Origin of the sequence: Escherichia sp. E.sYA108 (assembly GCF_011754335.1) — a bacterium.
GTDB lineage: Bacteria > Pseudomonadota > Gammaproteobacteria > Enterobacterales > Enterobacteriaceae > Escherichia > Escherichia coli.
Genome location: NZ_JAAQVZ010000001.1, coordinates 2,689,569 through 2,706,667, shown reverse-complemented (window position 1 = coordinate 2,706,667; position 17,099 = coordinate 2,689,569). Strand labels below are relative to the sequence as shown.

The window sequence follows — 17,099 nt, the reverse complement described above, 5'->3', positions numbered from 1 at the left end:
CGAAGCCCGAACGTAGTGTTCGGAGTTCTATGTGCTTTACCGCATTTTGGAGACTATTATTTACACTAAATCTGATTTGATATATTGATACTTAAAACATTTGATGCTTCCTTTGTCACTTTTTTGATGGAAGTTGTTTGCATTTCTTTAAGGCGAAACAAATAATTACGCATCAATTTTAATGTCGGTTAGAGGGAAACTTATGAAGCACTCTGTTTCAGTCACGTGTTGTGCGCTGTTGGTCAGCAGCATTTCTCTTTCGTATGCTGCTGAAGTTCCGAGCGGCACAGTACTGGCAGAGAAGCAGGAGCTGGTGCGCCACATTAAAGATGAGCCAGCGTCGCTGGATCCCGCTAAAGCCGTGGGCCTGCCGGAGATTCAGGTCATTCGCGATCTGTTTGAAGGACTGGTGAATCAGAACGAGAAAGGGGAGATTGTCCCCGGCGTTGCGACTCAGTGGAAAAGTAATGACAACCGTATCTGGACTTTTACCCTGCGCGATAACGCAAAATGGGCGGATGGCACACCGGTAACGGCGCAAGATTTTGTCTACAGCTGGCAACGTCTGGTGGACCCGAAAACGCTATCGCCATTTGCATGGTTTGCCGCGCTGGCGGGAATCAACAACGCACAGGCGATTATTGATGGTAAAGCCGCGCCTGACCAGCTTGGCGTCACCGCAGTTGATGCCCATACTTTGAAAATCCAGCTTGATAAACCATTGCCGTGGTTTGTGAATTTAACCGCTAACTTTGCCTTCTTCCCGGTGCAAAAAGCCAACGTAGAAAGCAGTAAAGAGTGGACGAAACCCGGAAATCTGATCGGCAATGGCGCTTATGTTCTTAAAGAGCGCGTAGTCAATGAAAAACTGGTCGTGGTGCCGAATACCCATTATTGGGATAACGCCAAAACGGTACTGCAAAAAGTGACCTTCCTGCCAATTAATCAGGAATCCGCAGCCACTAAGCGTTTTCTCGCGGGGGATATTGATATCACCGAATCCTTCCCGAAAAATATGTATCAGAAGCTGTTGAAGGATATTCCGGGGCAGGTTTATACGCCGCCGCAGCTCGGGACCTATTATTATGCGTTTAACACGCAAAAAGGGCCGACGGCAGATCAGCGCGTTCGCCTGGCATTAAGTATGACGATAGATCGCCGCCTGATGACCGAAAAAGTGTTGGGGACGGGCGAAAAGCCAGCGTGGCATTTTACACCAGATGTTACCGCGGGATTTACGCCGGAACCTTCGCCGTTTGAACAAATGAGTCAGGAAGAACTGAATGCGCAGGCAAAAACTTTGTTGAGCGCCGCTGGTTATGGTCCGCAAAAACCGCTGAAGCTGACGCTTTTGTATAACACTTCAGAAAACCATCAAAAAATTGCGATTGCTGTAGCATCGATGTGGAAAAAGAACCTGGGCGTAGATGTTAAATTGCAAAACCAGGAATGGAAAACCTATATCGATAGCCGTAATACCGGCAATTTTGATGTTATCCGCGCCTCGTGGGTAGGGGATTATAATGAACCCTCCACTTTCCTGACATTATTAACGTCAACGCATTCCGGGAATATTTCACGCTTTAACAATCCGGCATATGACAAAGTTCTGGCCCAGGCATCGACGGAAAATACCGTTAAAGCGCGTAATGCCGATTACAACGCGGCAGAAAAAATCCTCATGGAGCAAGCACCGATTGCACCAATTTATCAATATACCAATGGACGATTAATCAAGCCGTGGCTGAAAGGTTATCCCATTAATAACCCTGAAGATGTGGCGTACAGTCGGACTATGTATATTGTGAAGCATTAATGTGATGGGAACTGGCGTTACCCTTGTGGATAACGCCAGTGATGTCTGATTTAGCGACCCTGGTCCGGCGGTGTAATGTTATCCATATACAGCGTCTGGCTGGGGAAGGCAAAGTCCGCGCCGTGTGACTGTACAATATCGATAATCTTCAAATAAACGTCTTGCTGTGCAGCAAGCCACTCAGCCCATACCGTGGTTTTGGTAAAGCAATAAACCATAATATTTAATGACGAATCAGCAAACTGGTTGAAATAAACCAGTAAGGTTTGTCGCTGGTCGATGGCCGGGTGATTTTTCAGCATCTCACGTACGGCTTCGACAATAACGCCCACTTTTGCCGCATCCTCATAACGTAAACCAATGGTCGTGGTAATGCGCCGGTTGGTCATTCGTCCAGGATTTTCTACGCTGATCGACGAAAACAGCGAGTTCGGTACGTACAATGGACGATTATCAAAGGTCTTAATTTTGGTAATTCGCCAGCCAATTTCCGCTACTGTACCTTCGATATTTCTGTCCGGTGAACGGATCCAGTCGCCAATACTGAAAGGACGGTCGAAATAGAGCATAATCCCGGAAAAGAAGTTACTCAGAATATCTTTACCGGCCATACCGACAGCCAGACCACCAATACCACCAAAGGTCAACAAGCCAGAAAGGCTCATGCCGAAATGTTCGCCATAAAGCAGAACAAGCACCACAATAATGGTGATTTTGATAATGCGCGACATGATCCGCGCACTGGTGATATCGCGACCTTTTTTAATCTGCTGTTTTTCAAACTGATTAATCAGCAGAAATAGCTTAATCGTCAGAATAACCGCAATCAGGGACGTACAGATAAAATCGATAACGCCTGGGGTGATAAATTTGAGTTTATAGTTTTCTATAACATAGTTAATGATGCTACCAACAGCACTAATAATTATGGTGTAGATTAAAAATTGCACCGCATGGAATAAAAATCCTTTTCTTTTACGATTTCCACGGCGAAACCAAAAGCTCATCAGAATCAATGCTGCGCAGCTACCGAAAATAATGACCAGATTAAGCGCATTATTTGTAAACAGTTCAGCGATCATTGTTTTATCAGGCTCCTCCAGATAATTGTCGTCATGCCGGAAACCCCTGGCGGGACTATTTTACCGCGACAATTCATTCAGATCATCAATAGTCAGGGAAGGAAGTAGCAACATTAGCTAACTAATCAATGCGTTGATTGTAAATCCAGCTAAGAGGTGAGATTTTCAGAGCAGACAACGGTAAAATGTCATGGTATTGTTACGTTTAGGTAACAAGAAATTTGTCTGCACAAGGATTACATCATGATTATGGCGAAACTGAAGTCAGCGAAAGGGAAGAAATTTCTCTTTGGTTTGTTGGCGGTTTTCATTATTGCGGCGTCGGTTGTGACTCGCGCGACCATCGGCGGCGTTATAGAACAGTACAATATTCCGCTGTCTGAGTGGACGACATCAATGTATGTGATTCAGTCATCGATGATTTTTGTTTATAGCCTGGTCTTTACTGTGTTGCTGGCAATCCCGTTGGGAATTTATTTCCTTGGCGGCGAAGAGCAGTAAGTAAAAAATAGGCCCGATAACTCGGGCCTTGTCAGTTATTGAAGAGTCGTTAATCGTCTTCTTCGTCATCCAGTTCAACGGGTGTCTGATACTGGTCAGGTTTAATGACCAGCAGGTCGCAGCGAAGATGATCAATCACCTGTTCCGCCGTGTTGCCAAGGAATGCTGCTGAAATACCGGTGCGTCCGACCGTGCCCAGAACCACAATCCCCGCCTGTAAGTGCTCCGCCAAATCAGGAATCACCTCTTCGGGCAGACCTTTTTCTACGTGCGTCATGTTTTCATTAATGCCGAATTTCTGTCGCAGAGCTTTCATTGCCAGCAAATGTTGCCCACGAATGGCATCGTTATAAACGCTCGGGTCAAATTCCGGCAGTTCAATCGCGATATTAATTGGCGTTACCGGATAAGCGCCAACCAGATGAACTTCGGTATGGTTGACTTGTTCTGCCAGTTCGATCGTCTCTTTGACCAGTTTTTCATTGAGCGCATTATGGTACGGCTCTTCACTGGCGAGATTCACCGCCACCAGCGCCTTACCCCCTTCCGGCCACGGCTGGTCTTTCACCATCCACACGGGGCTTGGGCATTTGCGTAACAGATGCCAGTCCGTTGGCGTAAAAATCACCGCTTCCAGACGGTCATGTTGGTGCGCCATTTTTAGCACCAAATCGTGCCCGCCGCTGATCACTTCCTGAATGATGGCTTCGAAAGGACGGTTATGCCAGACCACTTTAATTTCAATGGGAACGCCAGCATTGAGATAATATTTTGCCTGCTCGTGGATCCAGGCTGTACGCTGGCTGATGACGCCCTGACGCATAGCGGTACGTTCGTCCGGAGAGAGCAGGGTGGTCATTTCGTATGAGAAGTCATAGATCGGCAAAAAGGCTTTAATTTTGCCACCAATCCGTTGATGTAAATAAACAGCTCGCCGCAATGCTGGTTGGTCGTCCTGGTTAGGATCGATAACAACGAGCATGTTCTGATACATAGCCATACAGGGTCTCCTTACAACAACTGTCAACGCAGTTTGTAATTAAAAGATTAACCCATATCTGGTGAATGAAACAGTGATGAACCTTCTGTCAGATCAATAAATCAGAAAAATTTAATGATATGACAGAAGGATAGTGAGTTATGCGGAAGAATCAGGCAACGTTACGCGTATGACCAGCAAGCTGGGCCAGCGCATCGTTATTTTCGATAGTGATGTATTTACCTTTGACTGCCAGCATACCGCTTTTCTGGAAGCGACCCAGCAGACGGCTGATGGTTTCAACCGTCAGGCCCAGATAGTTACCGATATCACCACGAGTCATCGTCAGGCGGAATTCACGAGGGGAGAAGCCGCGTTGGGCAAAACGACGGGACAGGTTGTAGATGAATGCAGCCAGACGTTCCTCGGCATTTTTCTTCGACAACAGCAGGATCATGTCCTGATCGCCTTTGATTTCACCGCTCATCAGACGCATCATCTGCTGACGCAGATTCGGCATTTTACCAGACAAATCGTCCAGCGTTTCGAACGGGATTTCACATACCATCGAGGTTTCCAGCGCCTGCGCGAAACTCGGGTGATGACCGCTGCCGATGGCATCAAATCCCACCAGATCGCCTGCTAAATGGAAACCAGTGATTTGCTCGTCGCCTTGCTCAGTGATGGTATAACTTTTAATCGTACCGGAGCGGATGGCATAAAGCGATTTAAGTTCATCTCCAGCCTTAAACAGCGTCTGGCCTTTCTGAATAGGCTTCTTCCGCTCAATGATATTATCAAGCTGATCAAGCTCATGTTCGTTGAGTGTGAACGGGATGCAAAGCTGGCTGATGCTGCAATCCTGGCAATGGATAGCACAACCGCCAGACTGAATGCGCCGTATAATTCGCTTTTCCGGGATCATAGGTCTGCTCAAGCCGTAATTGATATTTGTCAATTTTAACATCTTTTTAGGGAGCAAGTAAGTCTAAGCAAACCTTAACAGCAGAGAATTCCGATATTAGATGTAAATATATGTCTATCTATTTGAAAACCCTTAAGTTGTTAAGGGTGACTTTACATAAAAGTGTGAACAAGCTGGCACAAATTGTTTAATGTTTACAGCAAAAGATAACCTTCGTGGCGCAATAACCACTCTTTTCGCAGAACTCCGCCTGCATATCCGGTCATGGTGCCGTTTCGGCCAATAACCCGATGGCAAGGTACGACGATGCTGATGGGATTCGATCCGTTTGCCGCACCAACGGCACGCGCCGCGCCAGGGCGGCCTAATTGTTCAGCCAGTTGGCCATAATGCATTACCTGCCCGCAGGGGATAGTGCGCAGTGTTTTCCAGACTTCGCGCTGAAATGGCGTCCCCCCCGTGGCAGTGGGAAGCGTATCAATAATGCTAAGATTACCGGCAAAATATTCACGAAGCTTGTCGCTTAAACCACCTGGGTTGGTGGCAGAAATGCGCTCATAGCTTTCTTTGCGATAATGGATGTCCAGCAGCTGCACCATGCGTTCGCTGTACTCTTCCCATTCAACCGCCCGCAGGCGAAATTGCTCATCGCAAATCACCCACAGTGGACCCAGTGGCGTGGCAATTTTTTCTTCAAGTAATCTCAGCATCCGTTCTCTCTTAAGACAAACGTGGGTAAATACCCGGACCTGTCGGCAAGCCAACAAGATACCACGCCAGCAACATCAGCAGCCATACCACCAAAAAGATTAATACTAACAAAAAGTAAGTACCAGGTTTCGCGTCTGGTTTGTCGCAGTATTTAAGCATAAAGCGATTTTTTGATTTTTCTGCCTGAAGAAATGAGGGCAAGCCATCAAATTCCAGTCAGCGAAATTTTACCGTAGGCTATCCGTTATTTGATTCTGTGGCGTGATAGCCGCCAGACACCACTGATCTCGTCACTCATTCCCCAATCCCGGCGAGAATGTGGTTATTTACAGAGCTAAAAAATGAATAAAAAAATAGAGCCTGTCGACATCCGCCAGACTCTACAGTACACACAGCAGTGCATCCTCGTCTTAAATCCGGCCTGGGGTCCTGGTGACCGGTGACAGTGTTATAACGGTTTTACCCATCCGTTGCCAATTTTCTTCAGTGACAGATTTCACGAAAATATAAGTTAAATCATTTGCCTTGTGATTGCATAATCATGCATCGTTAATCGACGAGTAAATTTACCGGGCGAGTAGCCCGTTCGACGCTTAAACATATTGCCGAACGATTCAGCTGAGGCATAGCCCAGACGATGGGCAATTTTGGTCAACGAATATCCATCATCAAGAAGCGTCACTGCAGAAATAACGTGCATTTGCTGAACCCAGTGGCGAAATGTTAATCCCGTCTCTTTAACAAATAAGCGCATGAGTGTACGGCTACTGACGTTAATTTTATCCGCTAGATTATCCAGTGTTGGCAGATACCCTTGGTTGTTTAGCAAATTCTCACAAAGCTGCTGTAGCCGCTCATCATTTGGCCAAGGGAGTTCAAGTGACATTTTCACCCCCATTTTTATTTCCTGAAGTATCAGCGTCTCGAGGGCTGAAAAACGTAACTGTTGTTTATCTGTGGTACTTTGCGACGGTGGAAGTTGGTTAATTGCAATTAGTAATTCCCTTAACAGGGGTGAAATACCCGTCATGAAGCAAACTTTTCCCAGCGTTTCACTTTCCGCTTCTGAAACCAGTACGGTTTTTAAAAGTACGTTGCCTGTCGCAACAAACTTATGCGGCATTTGTGGGGGCAGCCAAAGCGCGCTGCTGGCATGCACTAGCCAGACGCTTTCTCCAGCCCATATACGAACGACTCCTTCAGCCGGGTAAAGCAACTGGGCATAGAGATGTTTATGCCAGGGAACTGTGCCTCCATTCAGATGTTCCGAATCCAGTCCGATAATGTGATGCCCTGGTGATGCTTTAGGTTGCAGTGTGATTGTCATTTACAGTAGGTATTTTGTCAGAAATCATCAAATAAGCCATGTTAAATTTTAAATATGACGTATGCAAGTTTCCGGATATATACGGTGTAAAGAGTGATGATAATTTCTAAAAAACAGCTTATTGGGGTGGTAGCGATCGGTATTCTTTTGGCTGGCGTTGTCTTTTTTATCTGGTGGGTAAGCAAAGGAAGATTTATACAGACGACGGATGATGCTTACATTGGTGGTAATATCACCACGGTGGCAAGTAAAGTTTCTGGTTATATTTCTGCTATAGAGGTGCGCGATAATCAGAGTGTAAAAAAAGGCGATATTATCCTGCGTCTCGATGATCGGGATTATCGTGCAAATGTCGCCAGATTAGAGGGATTTCGCAGCAGTTTGCGATGGCCCCCATCGTAACATTAACGCTGGGGGGAATTCCAAAAGAACGGCTGAAGTTAGCCTCTGGTGTATTTAATTTAACACGTAATCTTGGGGGCGCAATTGGTATTGCCCTGTGTGGCTCTATTCTCAATAATCGAACTAATTTTCATTTTTCGAGAATGGGTGAAAAAATGGTTTCTGTTCCCCATATGGTGAATGACTTCATTTCCAGAAGTGCTTTGTTTTTTAATCGCAGTGGAAGTGACCAGACATCGGAAATACTGGCTTCAACCAAATTATTGAGTCAATTGATGCTGAGGGAGGCGCAAACTATGGCATTTTCGGATACCTTTCTGCTAATCAGTGGTCTGTTATTTATCGCATTTTTGTTGGTTCCTGCTATGAATAAATCATCCTGATCGGAGCCTGTGCTGAATTAAACTCGGGCTAAACTGTTCGATACTGCTAACAGGCTAGTATAAAATGCCCCGCCTGCGCAGATACTCACAGGTATGAAGTAGAGTATTGTTTCAATCTGTGAAGGGAACGATGCAGTAAGTATGAACAATTAACCCGTCTGAATCACGACGTGTGAAGGTGCATAGGAGGTTACATGAACCTTGACGACAAATCGCTGTTTCTTGACGCCATGGAAGATGTCCAGCCGCTGAAACGTGCTACAGATGTCCACTGGCATCCAACGCGTAACCAACGTGCGCCGCAGCGTATCGACACGCTGCAACTTGATAATTTCCTCACCACCGGATTTCTCGACATCATCCCGCTAAGTCAGCCGCTGGAGTTTCGGCGGGAAGGGTTGCAACACGGGGTGCTGGATAAGCTGCGCAGTGGTAAATATCCGCAACAGGCGAGCCTGAATCTTTTGCGCCAGCCGGTGGAAGAGTGCCGCAAAATGATGTTCAGTTTCATTCAACAAGCCATGGCGGATGGTTTGCGTAACGTGCTGATTATTCATGGTAAAGGGCGGGAAGATAAATCGCATGCCAATATTGTCCGCAGCTATGTGGCGCGCTGGCTGACCGAATTTGATGATGTTCAGGCATATTGCACCGCGCTACCGCATCATGGCGGCAGCGGGGCTTGTTACGTCGCACTACGTAAAACGGCGCAGGCGAAGCAAGAAAACTGGGAGCGCCACGCTAAGCGCAGTCGTTGATCTCGAGACGCATCCGCGGCTTATGCCGCCAGCACGCGGTTGCGTCCATCATTTTTCGCCCGATACAAAGCATCATCAACGCGTTTAAACAGTTCATCGATGCTTTCATTTCCTTCGTGATGCGCCACACCAATGCTGACGGTAAAGCGTGGTAAGCTCGAAATACTCACTTTTGCCACGCTTACGCGGATAGTTTCAGCCAGCGAAAGCGCGGTATCCAGTGGGGTTCTTGGTAGCAATAAGACAAACTCTTCGCCTCCCCAACGAAACACCAAATCGCCTTTGCGAGCGCAACTTTCGAGAGTGCGGGCAAGGGCGCATAACACCTCATCACCTTTAGAATGCCCATAGAGATCGTTAATGTGTTTAAAACGATCGGTGTCGATGAGCAACAAGCTGTAATCCTGAGCGATGGCGAGGTGCTGCATTTGGCCTGGCTCGGTAATGTGATAAAACTGTCGCCGATTCAGTAATCCTGTCATCGCATCATGGTGGGCAGCATGTTCCAGCTGCTCCTCCAGCCGTTTTTGCTCAGTAATATCATGCACAATACATAACATGAGCTTGTCACCATAAATTTCAATCGGCCCGGCATAGGTCTGCACATGACGAGTCGAACCATCCGCCAGTTTATGAACAAAATTCAAAGGTTTATGACCACCGGGTAAATGCGAGATTTCATGCATGATAGGCATGACGCGACGCCCGAGCATATTAATTTCCCAGGTATGTTTCTGGCACATCGTTTCATGGTTATAACCATAGAAATTGAGCGCGGCGAGGTTAGCATCGACGATTTGGCCATCTCGTGAGGGGTCAATCAACAACATTGGTGCAGAGTTAGTCAGAAAAAAGCGCGCATAAAAACCTTGTTTTTTGCGCTGATAATTTGCCGAGCGACTGGCTTTTAAACCCAGCGTTGCCGGCGCTTCGATACCTTCGAAAATAATCACCGGTTCTGCTTCTGTCAGCTTTCGCAAAACAAGTCGACAGCTCAATGCTGTTTCCTCTTCTTTACGCTGAACGGTGAGTATTTCGATAATATCGTGTTGATTTTGCAGATCGGAGAGGTATTTCGGCAGTTCTTTTTGTGAGGAGACGGAATAGGGACCGGTTCGTAGCTGACTAAACGTGAGGTCTTGCATCAACAGTCGCGCCGCGCTGTTGGCATAAATTAACTGTTCCTCAAAGGGCGAAACGATCCAGACAGGACTGGTGAGTAAGTCCAGGGTATTGAAGTTGTGTGTAATCATTGAGATCCCATTATTTTTATCAATTTTTGTTGCTATCCGATCGCAAAAAAGCCACGTCATATGATCAGATAATTCTGATAATGATAGACGCTATTTAACACTTCACACGGTTTGTATACGGAAAAGCATTTTGCTTTTTGTATTCAATTTAGACAGAATTTTATTAATCATTTCAGGGTAATGGGGTGATGAGATGTTGCGTAACAGGGCCAGAAGGCTAGACTACAAAATAATGCGTTGATGATGGAGGCACTGTGGAAGCGATTAAGGGATCGGACGTTAATGTCCCGGATGCAGTATTTGCATGGATGCTGGATGGTAGAGGCGGCGTTAAACCGCTGGAAAATACAGATGTGATTGATGAAGCGCATCCCTGCTGGCTCCACCTTAATTATGTACACCATGATAGCGCCCAATGGCTGGCGACAACACCGCTGCTTCCCAATAACGTACGTGATGCGCTGGCGGGCGAGAGCACACGGCCCCGAGTCAGCCGTCTCGGTGAAGGCACGCTGATTACATTGCGCTGTATAAACGGCAGCACCGATGAACGCCCCGATCAACTGGTCGCCATGCGTGTATATATGGACGGGCGGTTAATTGTTTCGACCCGACAACGCAAAGTGCTGGCGCTGGACGATGTGGTAAGCGATCTGGAAGAAGGCACTGGTCCGACCGATTGCGGGGGATGGCTGGTGGATGTGTGCGATGCGTTGACCGATCATTCCAGCGAATTTATCGAGCAGCTGCACGATAAAATTATCGACCTTGAAGATAATCTCCTTGATCAGCAAATTCCACCGCGTGGATTCCTGGCTCTGCTGCGCAAACAATTAATTGTGATGCGTCGCTATATGGCACCGCAACGTGATGTTTATGCTCGTCTTGCCAGTGAACGTTTGCCGTGGATGAGCGATGACCAACGCCGTCGGATGCAGGATATTGCCGATCGCCTTGGGCGCGGTCTTGACGAAATCGACGCCTGTATAGCACGGACTGGCGTGATGGCGGATGAAATCGCTCAGGTGATGCAGGAAAATTTAGCTCGTCGTACCTATACAATGTCGTTGATGGCAATGGTCTTTTTACCCAGTACGTTTCTGACAGGGTTATTTGGCGTCAACCTTGGTGGGATCCCTGGCGGCGGATGGCAATTTGGATTTTCAATTTTTTGTATTCTGTTAGTTGTTCTTATTGGTGGTGTTGCTTTATGGTTGCATCGTAGTAAATGGTTGTAACAAAAGCAATTTTTCCGGCTGTCTGTATACAAAAACGCCGTAAAGTTTGAGCGAAGTCAATAAACTCTCTACCCATTCAGGGCAATATCTCTCTTGCAGGTGAATGCAACGTCAAGCGATGGGCGTTGCGCTCCATATTGTCTTACTTCCTTTTTTGAATTACTGCATAGCACAATTGATTCGTACGACGCCGACTTTGATGAGTCGGCTTTTTTTTGCCTGTTATTTATCAGCGTCTACCCTTTAAGAGTCCACCCAATGACCGGAGGGAAATATGACGACACTTATTTATTTGCAAATTCCTGTCCCTGAACCGATTCCTGGCGATCCTGTTCCAGTACCTGATCCGATCCCTCGCCCGCAACCCATGCCTGACCCACCACCCGATGAAGAACCGATTAAATTGTCGCATCGTGAGCGTAGATCTGCGAGGATACGCGCCTGCTGACTTTGCGTCGATGACCACGAGAATAGATTGTGACCGCTTTTTCTACCCTGAATGTTTTGCCTCCCGCCCAACTCACAAACCTTAATGAGTTGGGTTATTTAACCATGACGCCGGTGCAGGCCGCCGCGCTTCCGGCGATCCTTGCCGGAAAAGATGTTCGCGTGCAGGCGAAAACCGGCAGCGGCAAAACGGCGGCTTTTGGCCTCGGCTTGTTACAGCAAATTGATGCGTCGCTATTTCAAACCCAGGCTTTAGTGCTGTGTCCTACGCGTGAACTGGCGGATCAGGTGGCAGGTGAATTGCGTCGGCTGGCGCGTTTTCTGTCAAATACCAAAATTTTGACGTTGTGCGGTGGTCAACCGTTCGGTATGCAGCGTGATTCGTTACAACATGCGCCGCATATTATCGTGGCAACGCCGGGCCGTTTGCTGGATCACCTGCAAAAAGGCACTGTATCACTGGATGCGTTGAATACGCTGGTGATGGATGAGGCCGACCGCATGCTGGATATGGGATTTAGTGACGCCATTGATGATGTCATCCGTTTTGCGCCAGCATCTCGGCAGACACTTCTGTTTTCGGCAACCTGGCCGGAAGCCATTGCCGCAATCAGCGGAAGAGTGCAACGCGATCCTTTAGCGATTGAAATTGACTCAACAGATGCTCTGCCACCTATTGAACAACAATTTTATGAGACATCCAGCAAAGGCAAAATTCCTCTGTTGCAACGGTTATTAAGCTTGCATCAGCCATCCTCTTGCGTGGTGTTTTGCAATACCAAAAAAGATTGCCAGTCTGTCTGCGACGCGCTGAATGAAGTAGGGCAAAGTGCATTGTCGTTACACGGCGATCTGGAGCAACGCGATCGCGATCAGACCCTGGTACGTTTTGCTAACGGTAGCGCCCGTGTACTGGTCGCGACTGATGTTGCTGCGCGTGGTCTGGATATAAAATCGCTTGAGCTGGTGGTGAACTTTGAGCTGGCGTGGGACCCTGAAGTTCATGTACATCGCATCGGTCGTACAGCTCGTGCAGGAAATAGCGGTCTGGCGATCAGTTTCTGTGCCCCGGAAGAAGCACAGCGGGCCAATATCATTTCTGACATGTTGCAGATAAAACTTAACTGGCAAACGCTGCCAGCGAATAGTTCCATTGTGCCGCTGGAAGCAGAAATGGCAACGTTGTGTATCGATGGCGGGAAAAAAGCCAAAATGCGCCCGGGTGATGTATTAGGTGCGCTGACAGGAGACATCGGGCTTGATGGCGCAGATATTGGCAAAATCGCCGTGCATCCGGCGCATGTTTATGTCGCGGTGCGTCAGGCTGTTGCTCATAAAGCATGGAAACAGTTACAGGGCGGGAAGATTAAAGGAAAAACGTGCCGGGTGCGGTTATTAAAATAATGAAATGTTGAATTGCAGGGTGCAAGAGTAAACATCTTCTTAGGCATTGCCGGATGCGACGCTGGCCGCGTCTTATCCGGCCTCCATAAGAGTAGCCCGATACGCTTGCGTATCGGGCGCTATCCTGGTTATTTCACTTCAACCACATTCAGCCGTAACTCATCCAACTGATTTTCATCTTCTTCTGGCTGCCAGCCCGCTGGTTGTAGTGGGATCTCTTCGCGATCAAACGCCAGATCACCCCCGTTAACCACTTCAGAACCGTGGGTAATGCCTTTGAAATCGAACAGGTTGGTATCGCACAGATGCGACGGCACCACATTCTGCATTGCGCTGAACATCGTCTCGATACGCCCCGGATAACGTTTATCCCAGTCACGCAACATGTCAGCAATTACCTGACGTTGCAGGTTAGGCTGAGAACCGCACAGGTTGCACGGAATAATCGGGAACGCTTTTGCATCGGCAAAGCGCTGAATATCTTTCTCGCGGCAGTAGGCCAGCGGACGAATCACGATATGTTTGCCATCATCGCTCATCAGTTTCGGAGGCATACCTTTCATCTTGCCACCGTAGAACATATTTAAGAACAGCGTTTGCAGGATATCGTCACGATGGTGACCCAGCGCGATCTTCGTCGCCCCCAGTTCCGTTGCGGTGCGATAAAGGATACCGCGACGAAGACGAGAACACAGTGAGCAAGTGGTTTTGCCCTCCGGAATCTTCTCTTTCACGATACCGTAAGTGTTCTCTTCAACAATCTTGTACTCAACGCCCAGCGTTTCAAGATACTCGGGCAGAACGTGTTCCGGGAAGCCCGGTTGCTTTTGATCGAGGTTAACAGCCACCAGCGAAAAATTGATTGGCGCGCTTTGCTGCAAATTGCGCAGAATCTCCAGCATGGTATAGCTGTCTTTACCCCCGGAGAGGCAAACCATGATGCGATCGCCTTCTTCAATCATATTGAAGTCAGCAATGGCTTCGCCCACGTTACGACGCAGACGTTTTTGTAATTTGTTCAGGTTGTATTGTTCTTTCTTTGTAATTTGTTGATTTTCTTGCATTATTTCAGTTCTCTGGTACTAAGTGGGGCATATTGAGGGCAAACTTTGCAACTACGATAACCGCGCATTCAACATGGCTACCTGTTCGTCGTTCATGTCATCAATCCACATACCGTAAATTTCATACACCATCTGCGCAGTTTCATGCCCCATCTGGCTGGCTATAAATGCCGGGTTCGCTCCTGCCGTCAACAGCCAGCAGGCAAAAGTATGTCGCGTATGGTACGGATTACGGCGGCGAATACCAGCACGTTTTACTGCTGCATTCCATCTCGCTCCCAAATAGTCGTAGTGAAATCTGATGGGAAAGCCTTGCTTAGCATGCTGGTGTTGCGCTACCCGTACAGGATGCGGTAACACAGGAAGAAATTAGAACAGAAACTGTGGCGGACATTGTGCATTCGTTGCCAGGCGGAGAAATAGAACGCTACAACAAGTGCAGAATATAATTTTTCGCAAGTGCCAGAATAGCGATATTATGCAGTGTTTTTTAGTTTTCTATCAGGGGATATTTTGTGAAACTTTTCGGTGAATAAAATAATTCTCTGTAATAAATGATGGGTATGGTTGGTGGTTATATTTGCGCATGGAAATATTACATTGGATATGAATGTATTTCAAATGAAAGAACCATGACACCCGAATGGAGTTAGGGATTCATTACGTATCTAATCTAAAGAATAAGAAAAATACTTAATTCATTGTGGGTGGTGATGATATCTTGATATGTAAAAATGGTTCTCTTAATAAGATGTAACTAGCTTATTACTTATCCATAGCACAAGAAATGGTCCTGTATCTGCGTTGCCATGAAATAAGATAGGCCTAAATGTAATAAAGAGTTGCATGACAAAATTACTAAAGTTCACAATAAAAAAGAATTAAGTTTTTTGTTCAAGTATTTTTTTAGTGTATTGTTTTGAAATGTTCTACGCTGCTCTAACCTTCAGTCTGAAGAGGGCTTGAATCGTGATGTCAGTTCGATTGACATAATGTTATTAATAATGTTTACGTTTGAATGTGAAATATGCTTAACTATGCCTTGATTGTTAATCACAGGGACTGACTATGAGAAAAATACTGATGTATTTATGTATTAGCATATGGATTGTTATATCATGCGTGCCTATCATATTAACTAGCGAGTATTTAACAGAGGCGAGTATAATGGCATTGATGTTTGGTCATGCCAATGCACTATGTATTGGGGTTTTTATTTCTATTATTTATATAGAATGCTGGAGGTAAATAGTGTGAACAGCATTAGTTTGATGATTTTATACTGAACTAAAGGGGGAAAGAGGTAACGAAAAAAGACCTCCACCAGGTACGAATCTGAGGCGGGCAGATGGAGGTCGATATCTACACGATTAAATTGATAAGTAAAAGTCCCATCAGGGATTGATTTGTTCGAGTCTAATTTAAAGTAATTTCAACGATTTGGCAGAATTTCTTAGAGTTAATGATTTTCAAGTTTTCGATTACCAGGAAAAAGGCTGGGTGCTGATAAAATAGTCATCTGCATTCCTTAAATTGTGTAAGGGTGAAAGGATAAAGTTCAATTTAAAGGCGGTGCAATATTAGCACCATCTTATATATGTAATGATTGATTTGCCTCTTTATTCTACTGTTGAGATTATTGTTTCCGAAAATTGATTATTATAAGCGCGAAAAGAAATGCTACAGCAAATAAGAGGACGATTGTCGGCGCTGGGGCTCTATCGAGAAAATATAATAACCATACACCTGATATTGTTATTGATATCGTTACGGCGATAAGTAATGCCTTATGAAAGCGATGCGTGATGAGGACAGCAATAGACCCTGGAGCTATTAATAGTATATAGACAGAATAATTTCGACTGCTTTTAATGTGGCAAAAATGGTAGGCGATACCATGCAGAGTAAACCGTAATGTAATAATGATATCTGTAATCCGCTGACTTGTGCCTGTTGATAGTCAAGACAAAAATTCCTGAAAAAACGATACCTATAATGGTATCTTTCTTTATGATGCTATTATCTTTCAGATAGCCAGTTGCAATTGCACAAGACAGTCCTACAATAAATGCACCAATTCCCAGCGGCATACCTATAATCCAGGCTAGAACTATGCCAGGAAACATTGCGTGGTTCATTGCATCTCCTATTAGCGCCCAGCCTTTTAATACCAGGAAAACTGATAATAATGCACAGGGGAACGATATTATAATAGCGATTATCAATGCATAATTCATAAATTTAAATTGTAATGATTAGAGGGGAAAATGTCAGCACATTTGCGAAATGAATCAAAAAGCCCGCAGCAATGTGCGGGCGTTAGTGTCAGCGCACAACCAGCACGGAGCACTCTGCGTGACGCACTACAGCTGCGGCGTTAGAACCGAGCAGATAAGTGGTGATATCCGGTCGATGGGAAGCAATGATGATCATATGAGCGGGGATCTTCTTCGCCAATTCCAGAATGCGGTCTTTGGGCGAGCCTTCTTCAACATGGACATGCACTCTGTCGGTTGGCAGTTTAAATTTTTTAATGATCTCTTCCAGTTGCGATTTGGCTTCCGCTTTCAGATCATCCATTGCCGGTAATTCTGCGGAATAGGCTAAACCCAGAGAGGCATAGTAGGGCAGCGAAGGTATTACCGTCAGGAAATGAACCTCTGCATCATCAATCTTTGCCTCTGCCTCAACGTGGCTAATCACGCGTTGAGTTAATTCTGAATCGGAAATATCGATAGGGACAAGAATCGTTCTGTTCATAAAACCTCCTGTTTTAGTATCCGCATAAAGTGTAACGCCAGATGACACT

The 17,099-nt window shown here is 46.1% G+C and carries 15 protein-coding genes and 7 pseudogenes; 11 read left to right on the top strand and 11 right to left on the bottom strand.

Annotated features, from left to right (window positions below; all coding sequences use genetic code 11):
- The first annotated feature begins 202 nt into the window (after positions 1-202).
- Positions 203-1,816: a murein tripeptide ABC transporter substrate-binding protein MppA gene (gene mppA / locus HBM92_RS12740; RefSeq protein ID WP_000682995.1), complete on the top strand. Its 1,614-nt coding sequence runs from the start codon at positions 203-205 to the stop codon at positions 1,814-1,816.
- A gap of 50 nt (positions 1,817-1,866) precedes the next feature.
- On the opposite strand, the gene ynaI is transcribed toward mppA, so the two are convergent.
- Positions 1,867-2,898, bottom strand: a complete 1,032-nt coding sequence (ynaI, locus tag HBM92_RS12735; RefSeq protein ID WP_000559889.1) for a low conductance mechanosensitive channel YnaI — start codon at positions 2,896-2,898, stop codon at positions 1,867-1,869.
- A 243-nt stretch (positions 2,899-3,141) separates the two neighbouring features.
- Here ynaI and HBM92_RS12730 point away from each other — a divergent pair, with 243 nt between their 5' ends.
- Positions 3,142-3,399 carry a DUF2534 family protein gene (locus HBM92_RS12730; RefSeq protein ID WP_000605090.1) on the top strand — a complete coding sequence of 86 codons (258 nt, stop codon included), beginning with the start codon at positions 3,142-3,144 and terminating at the stop codon, positions 3,397-3,399.
- A 49-nt stretch (positions 3,400-3,448) separates the two neighbouring features.
- Here HBM92_RS12730 and uspE read toward each other — a convergent pair whose 3' ends face one another.
- From uspE to HBM92_RS12710, 4 genes and pseudogenes are all read right to left on the bottom strand, one after another.
- Complete coding sequence (gene uspE / locus HBM92_RS12725; protein ID WP_001262123.1) at positions 3,449-4,399, bottom strand: universal stress protein UspE; 951 nt, start codon at positions 4,397-4,399, stop codon at positions 3,449-3,451.
- 151 nt (positions 4,400-4,550) lie between these two features.
- Positions 4,551-5,303, bottom strand: coding sequence for a fumarate/nitrate reduction transcriptional regulator Fnr (fnr, locus tag HBM92_RS12720; protein ID WP_000611911.1), 753 nt, complete (start codon positions 5,301-5,303; stop codon positions 4,551-4,553).
- 194 nt (positions 5,304-5,497) lie between these two features.
- Positions 5,498-6,013 carry a methylated-DNA--[protein]-cysteine S-methyltransferase gene (ogt, locus tag HBM92_RS12715; protein ID WP_000945018.1) on the bottom strand — a complete coding sequence of 172 codons (516 nt, stop codon included), beginning with the start codon at positions 6,011-6,013 and terminating at the stop codon, positions 5,498-5,500.
- A gap of 10 nt (positions 6,014-6,023) precedes the next feature.
- Positions 6,024-6,155, bottom strand: a pseudogene (locus HBM92_RS12710) (hypothetical protein); the annotation flags it as partial.
- A gap of 20 nt (positions 6,156-6,175) precedes the next feature.
- Between HBM92_RS12710 and HBM92_RS25820 the strand changes: the two are divergent.
- Positions 6,176-6,352 (top strand): annotated as a pseudogene (locus HBM92_RS25820) (LysR family transcriptional regulator); the annotation flags it as partial.
- Positions 6,353-6,525: 173 nt separating this feature from the next.
- Here HBM92_RS25820 and HBM92_RS12705 read toward each other — a convergent pair.
- The gene (locus tag HBM92_RS12705; RefSeq protein WP_000156569.1) at positions 6,526-7,341 is read right to left on the bottom strand and encodes an AraC family transcriptional regulator; all 816 of its coding nucleotides are present in this window, start codon (positions 7,339-7,341) and stop codon (positions 6,526-6,528) included.
- A gap of 96 nt (positions 7,342-7,437) precedes the next feature.
- Here HBM92_RS12705 and HBM92_RS12700 point away from each other — a divergent pair.
- The 3 genes and pseudogenes from HBM92_RS12700 to smrA form a co-directional block, all read left to right on the top strand.
- Positions 7,438-7,707, top strand: a pseudogene (locus HBM92_RS12700) (biotin/lipoyl-binding protein); the annotation flags it as partial.
- Positions 7,701-8,067: pseudogene (locus HBM92_RS12695) on the top strand (MFS transporter); the annotation flags it as partial. The pseudogenes HBM92_RS12700 and HBM92_RS12695, both read left to right, overlap by 7 nt.
- A gap of 253 nt (positions 8,068-8,320) precedes the next feature.
- Complete coding sequence (gene smrA / locus HBM92_RS12690) at positions 8,321-8,884, top strand: DNA endonuclease SmrA (RefSeq protein WP_001046824.1); 564 nt, start codon at positions 8,321-8,323, stop codon at positions 8,882-8,884.
- A 20-nt stretch (positions 8,885-8,904) separates the two neighbouring features.
- Here the strand turns inward: smrA and dgcM are convergent, their stop codons facing one another.
- On the bottom strand, positions 8,905-10,137 hold the full coding sequence (dgcM, locus tag HBM92_RS12685) for a diguanylate cyclase DgcM (protein WP_001350888.1): 1,233 nt from the start codon (positions 10,135-10,137) through the stop codon (positions 8,905-8,907).
- A gap of 193 nt (positions 10,138-10,330) precedes the next feature.
- Between dgcM and ydaN the strand changes: the two genes are divergently transcribed.
- From ydaN to dbpA, 4 genes are all read left to right on the top strand, one after another.
- On the top strand, positions 10,331-10,378 hold the full coding sequence (gene ydaN, locus HBM92_RS25350; protein WP_211180494.1) for a protein YnaN: 48 nt from the start codon (positions 10,331-10,333) through the stop codon (positions 10,376-10,378).
- Between the two features lie 13 nt (positions 10,379-10,391).
- Positions 10,392-11,375, top strand: a complete 984-nt coding sequence (gene zntB, locus HBM92_RS12680) for a zinc transporter ZntB (RefSeq protein ID WP_000387388.1) — start codon at positions 10,392-10,394, stop codon at positions 11,373-11,375.
- Between the two features lie 274 nt (positions 11,376-11,649).
- On the top strand, positions 11,650-11,823 hold the full coding sequence (gene ynaL, locus HBM92_RS25605; protein ID WP_001296046.1) for a protein YnaL: 174 nt from the start codon (positions 11,650-11,652) through the stop codon (positions 11,821-11,823).
- A gap of 29 nt (positions 11,824-11,852) precedes the next feature.
- Positions 11,853-13,226: an ATP-dependent RNA helicase DbpA gene (gene dbpA / locus HBM92_RS12675; protein ID WP_000123770.1), complete on the top strand. Its 1,374-nt coding sequence runs from the start codon at positions 11,853-11,855 to the stop codon at positions 13,224-13,226.
- 128 nt (positions 13,227-13,354) lie between these two features.
- Here dbpA and ttcA read toward each other — a convergent pair whose 3' ends face one another.
- Together ttcA and HBM92_RS12665 are read right to left on the bottom strand one after the other, a co-directional pair.
- Positions 13,355-14,290, bottom strand: a complete 936-nt coding sequence (ttcA, locus tag HBM92_RS12670) for a tRNA 2-thiocytidine(32) synthetase TtcA (protein ID WP_001157412.1) — start codon at positions 14,288-14,290, stop codon at positions 13,355-13,357.
- Between the two features lie 51 nt (positions 14,291-14,341).
- Positions 14,342-14,572, bottom strand: a pseudogene (locus HBM92_RS12665) (tyrosine-type recombinase/integrase); the annotation flags it as partial.
- Between the two features lie 12 nt (positions 14,573-14,584).
- Here HBM92_RS12665 and HBM92_RS12660 point away from each other — a divergent pair.
- Positions 14,585-14,700 (top strand): annotated as a pseudogene (locus HBM92_RS12660) (DUF1627 domain-containing protein); the annotation flags it as partial.
- Between the two features lie 1,226 nt (positions 14,701-15,926).
- Here the strand turns inward: HBM92_RS12660 and HBM92_RS12655 are convergent.
- Positions 15,927-16,527, bottom strand: a pseudogene (locus HBM92_RS12655) (metal ABC transporter permease).
- 88 nt (positions 16,528-16,615) lie between these two features.
- Complete coding sequence (gene uspF / locus HBM92_RS12650; protein ID WP_001295593.1) at positions 16,616-17,050, bottom strand: universal stress protein UspF; 435 nt, start codon at positions 17,048-17,050, stop codon at positions 16,616-16,618.
- Positions 17,051-17,099: the final 49 nt, after the last annotated feature.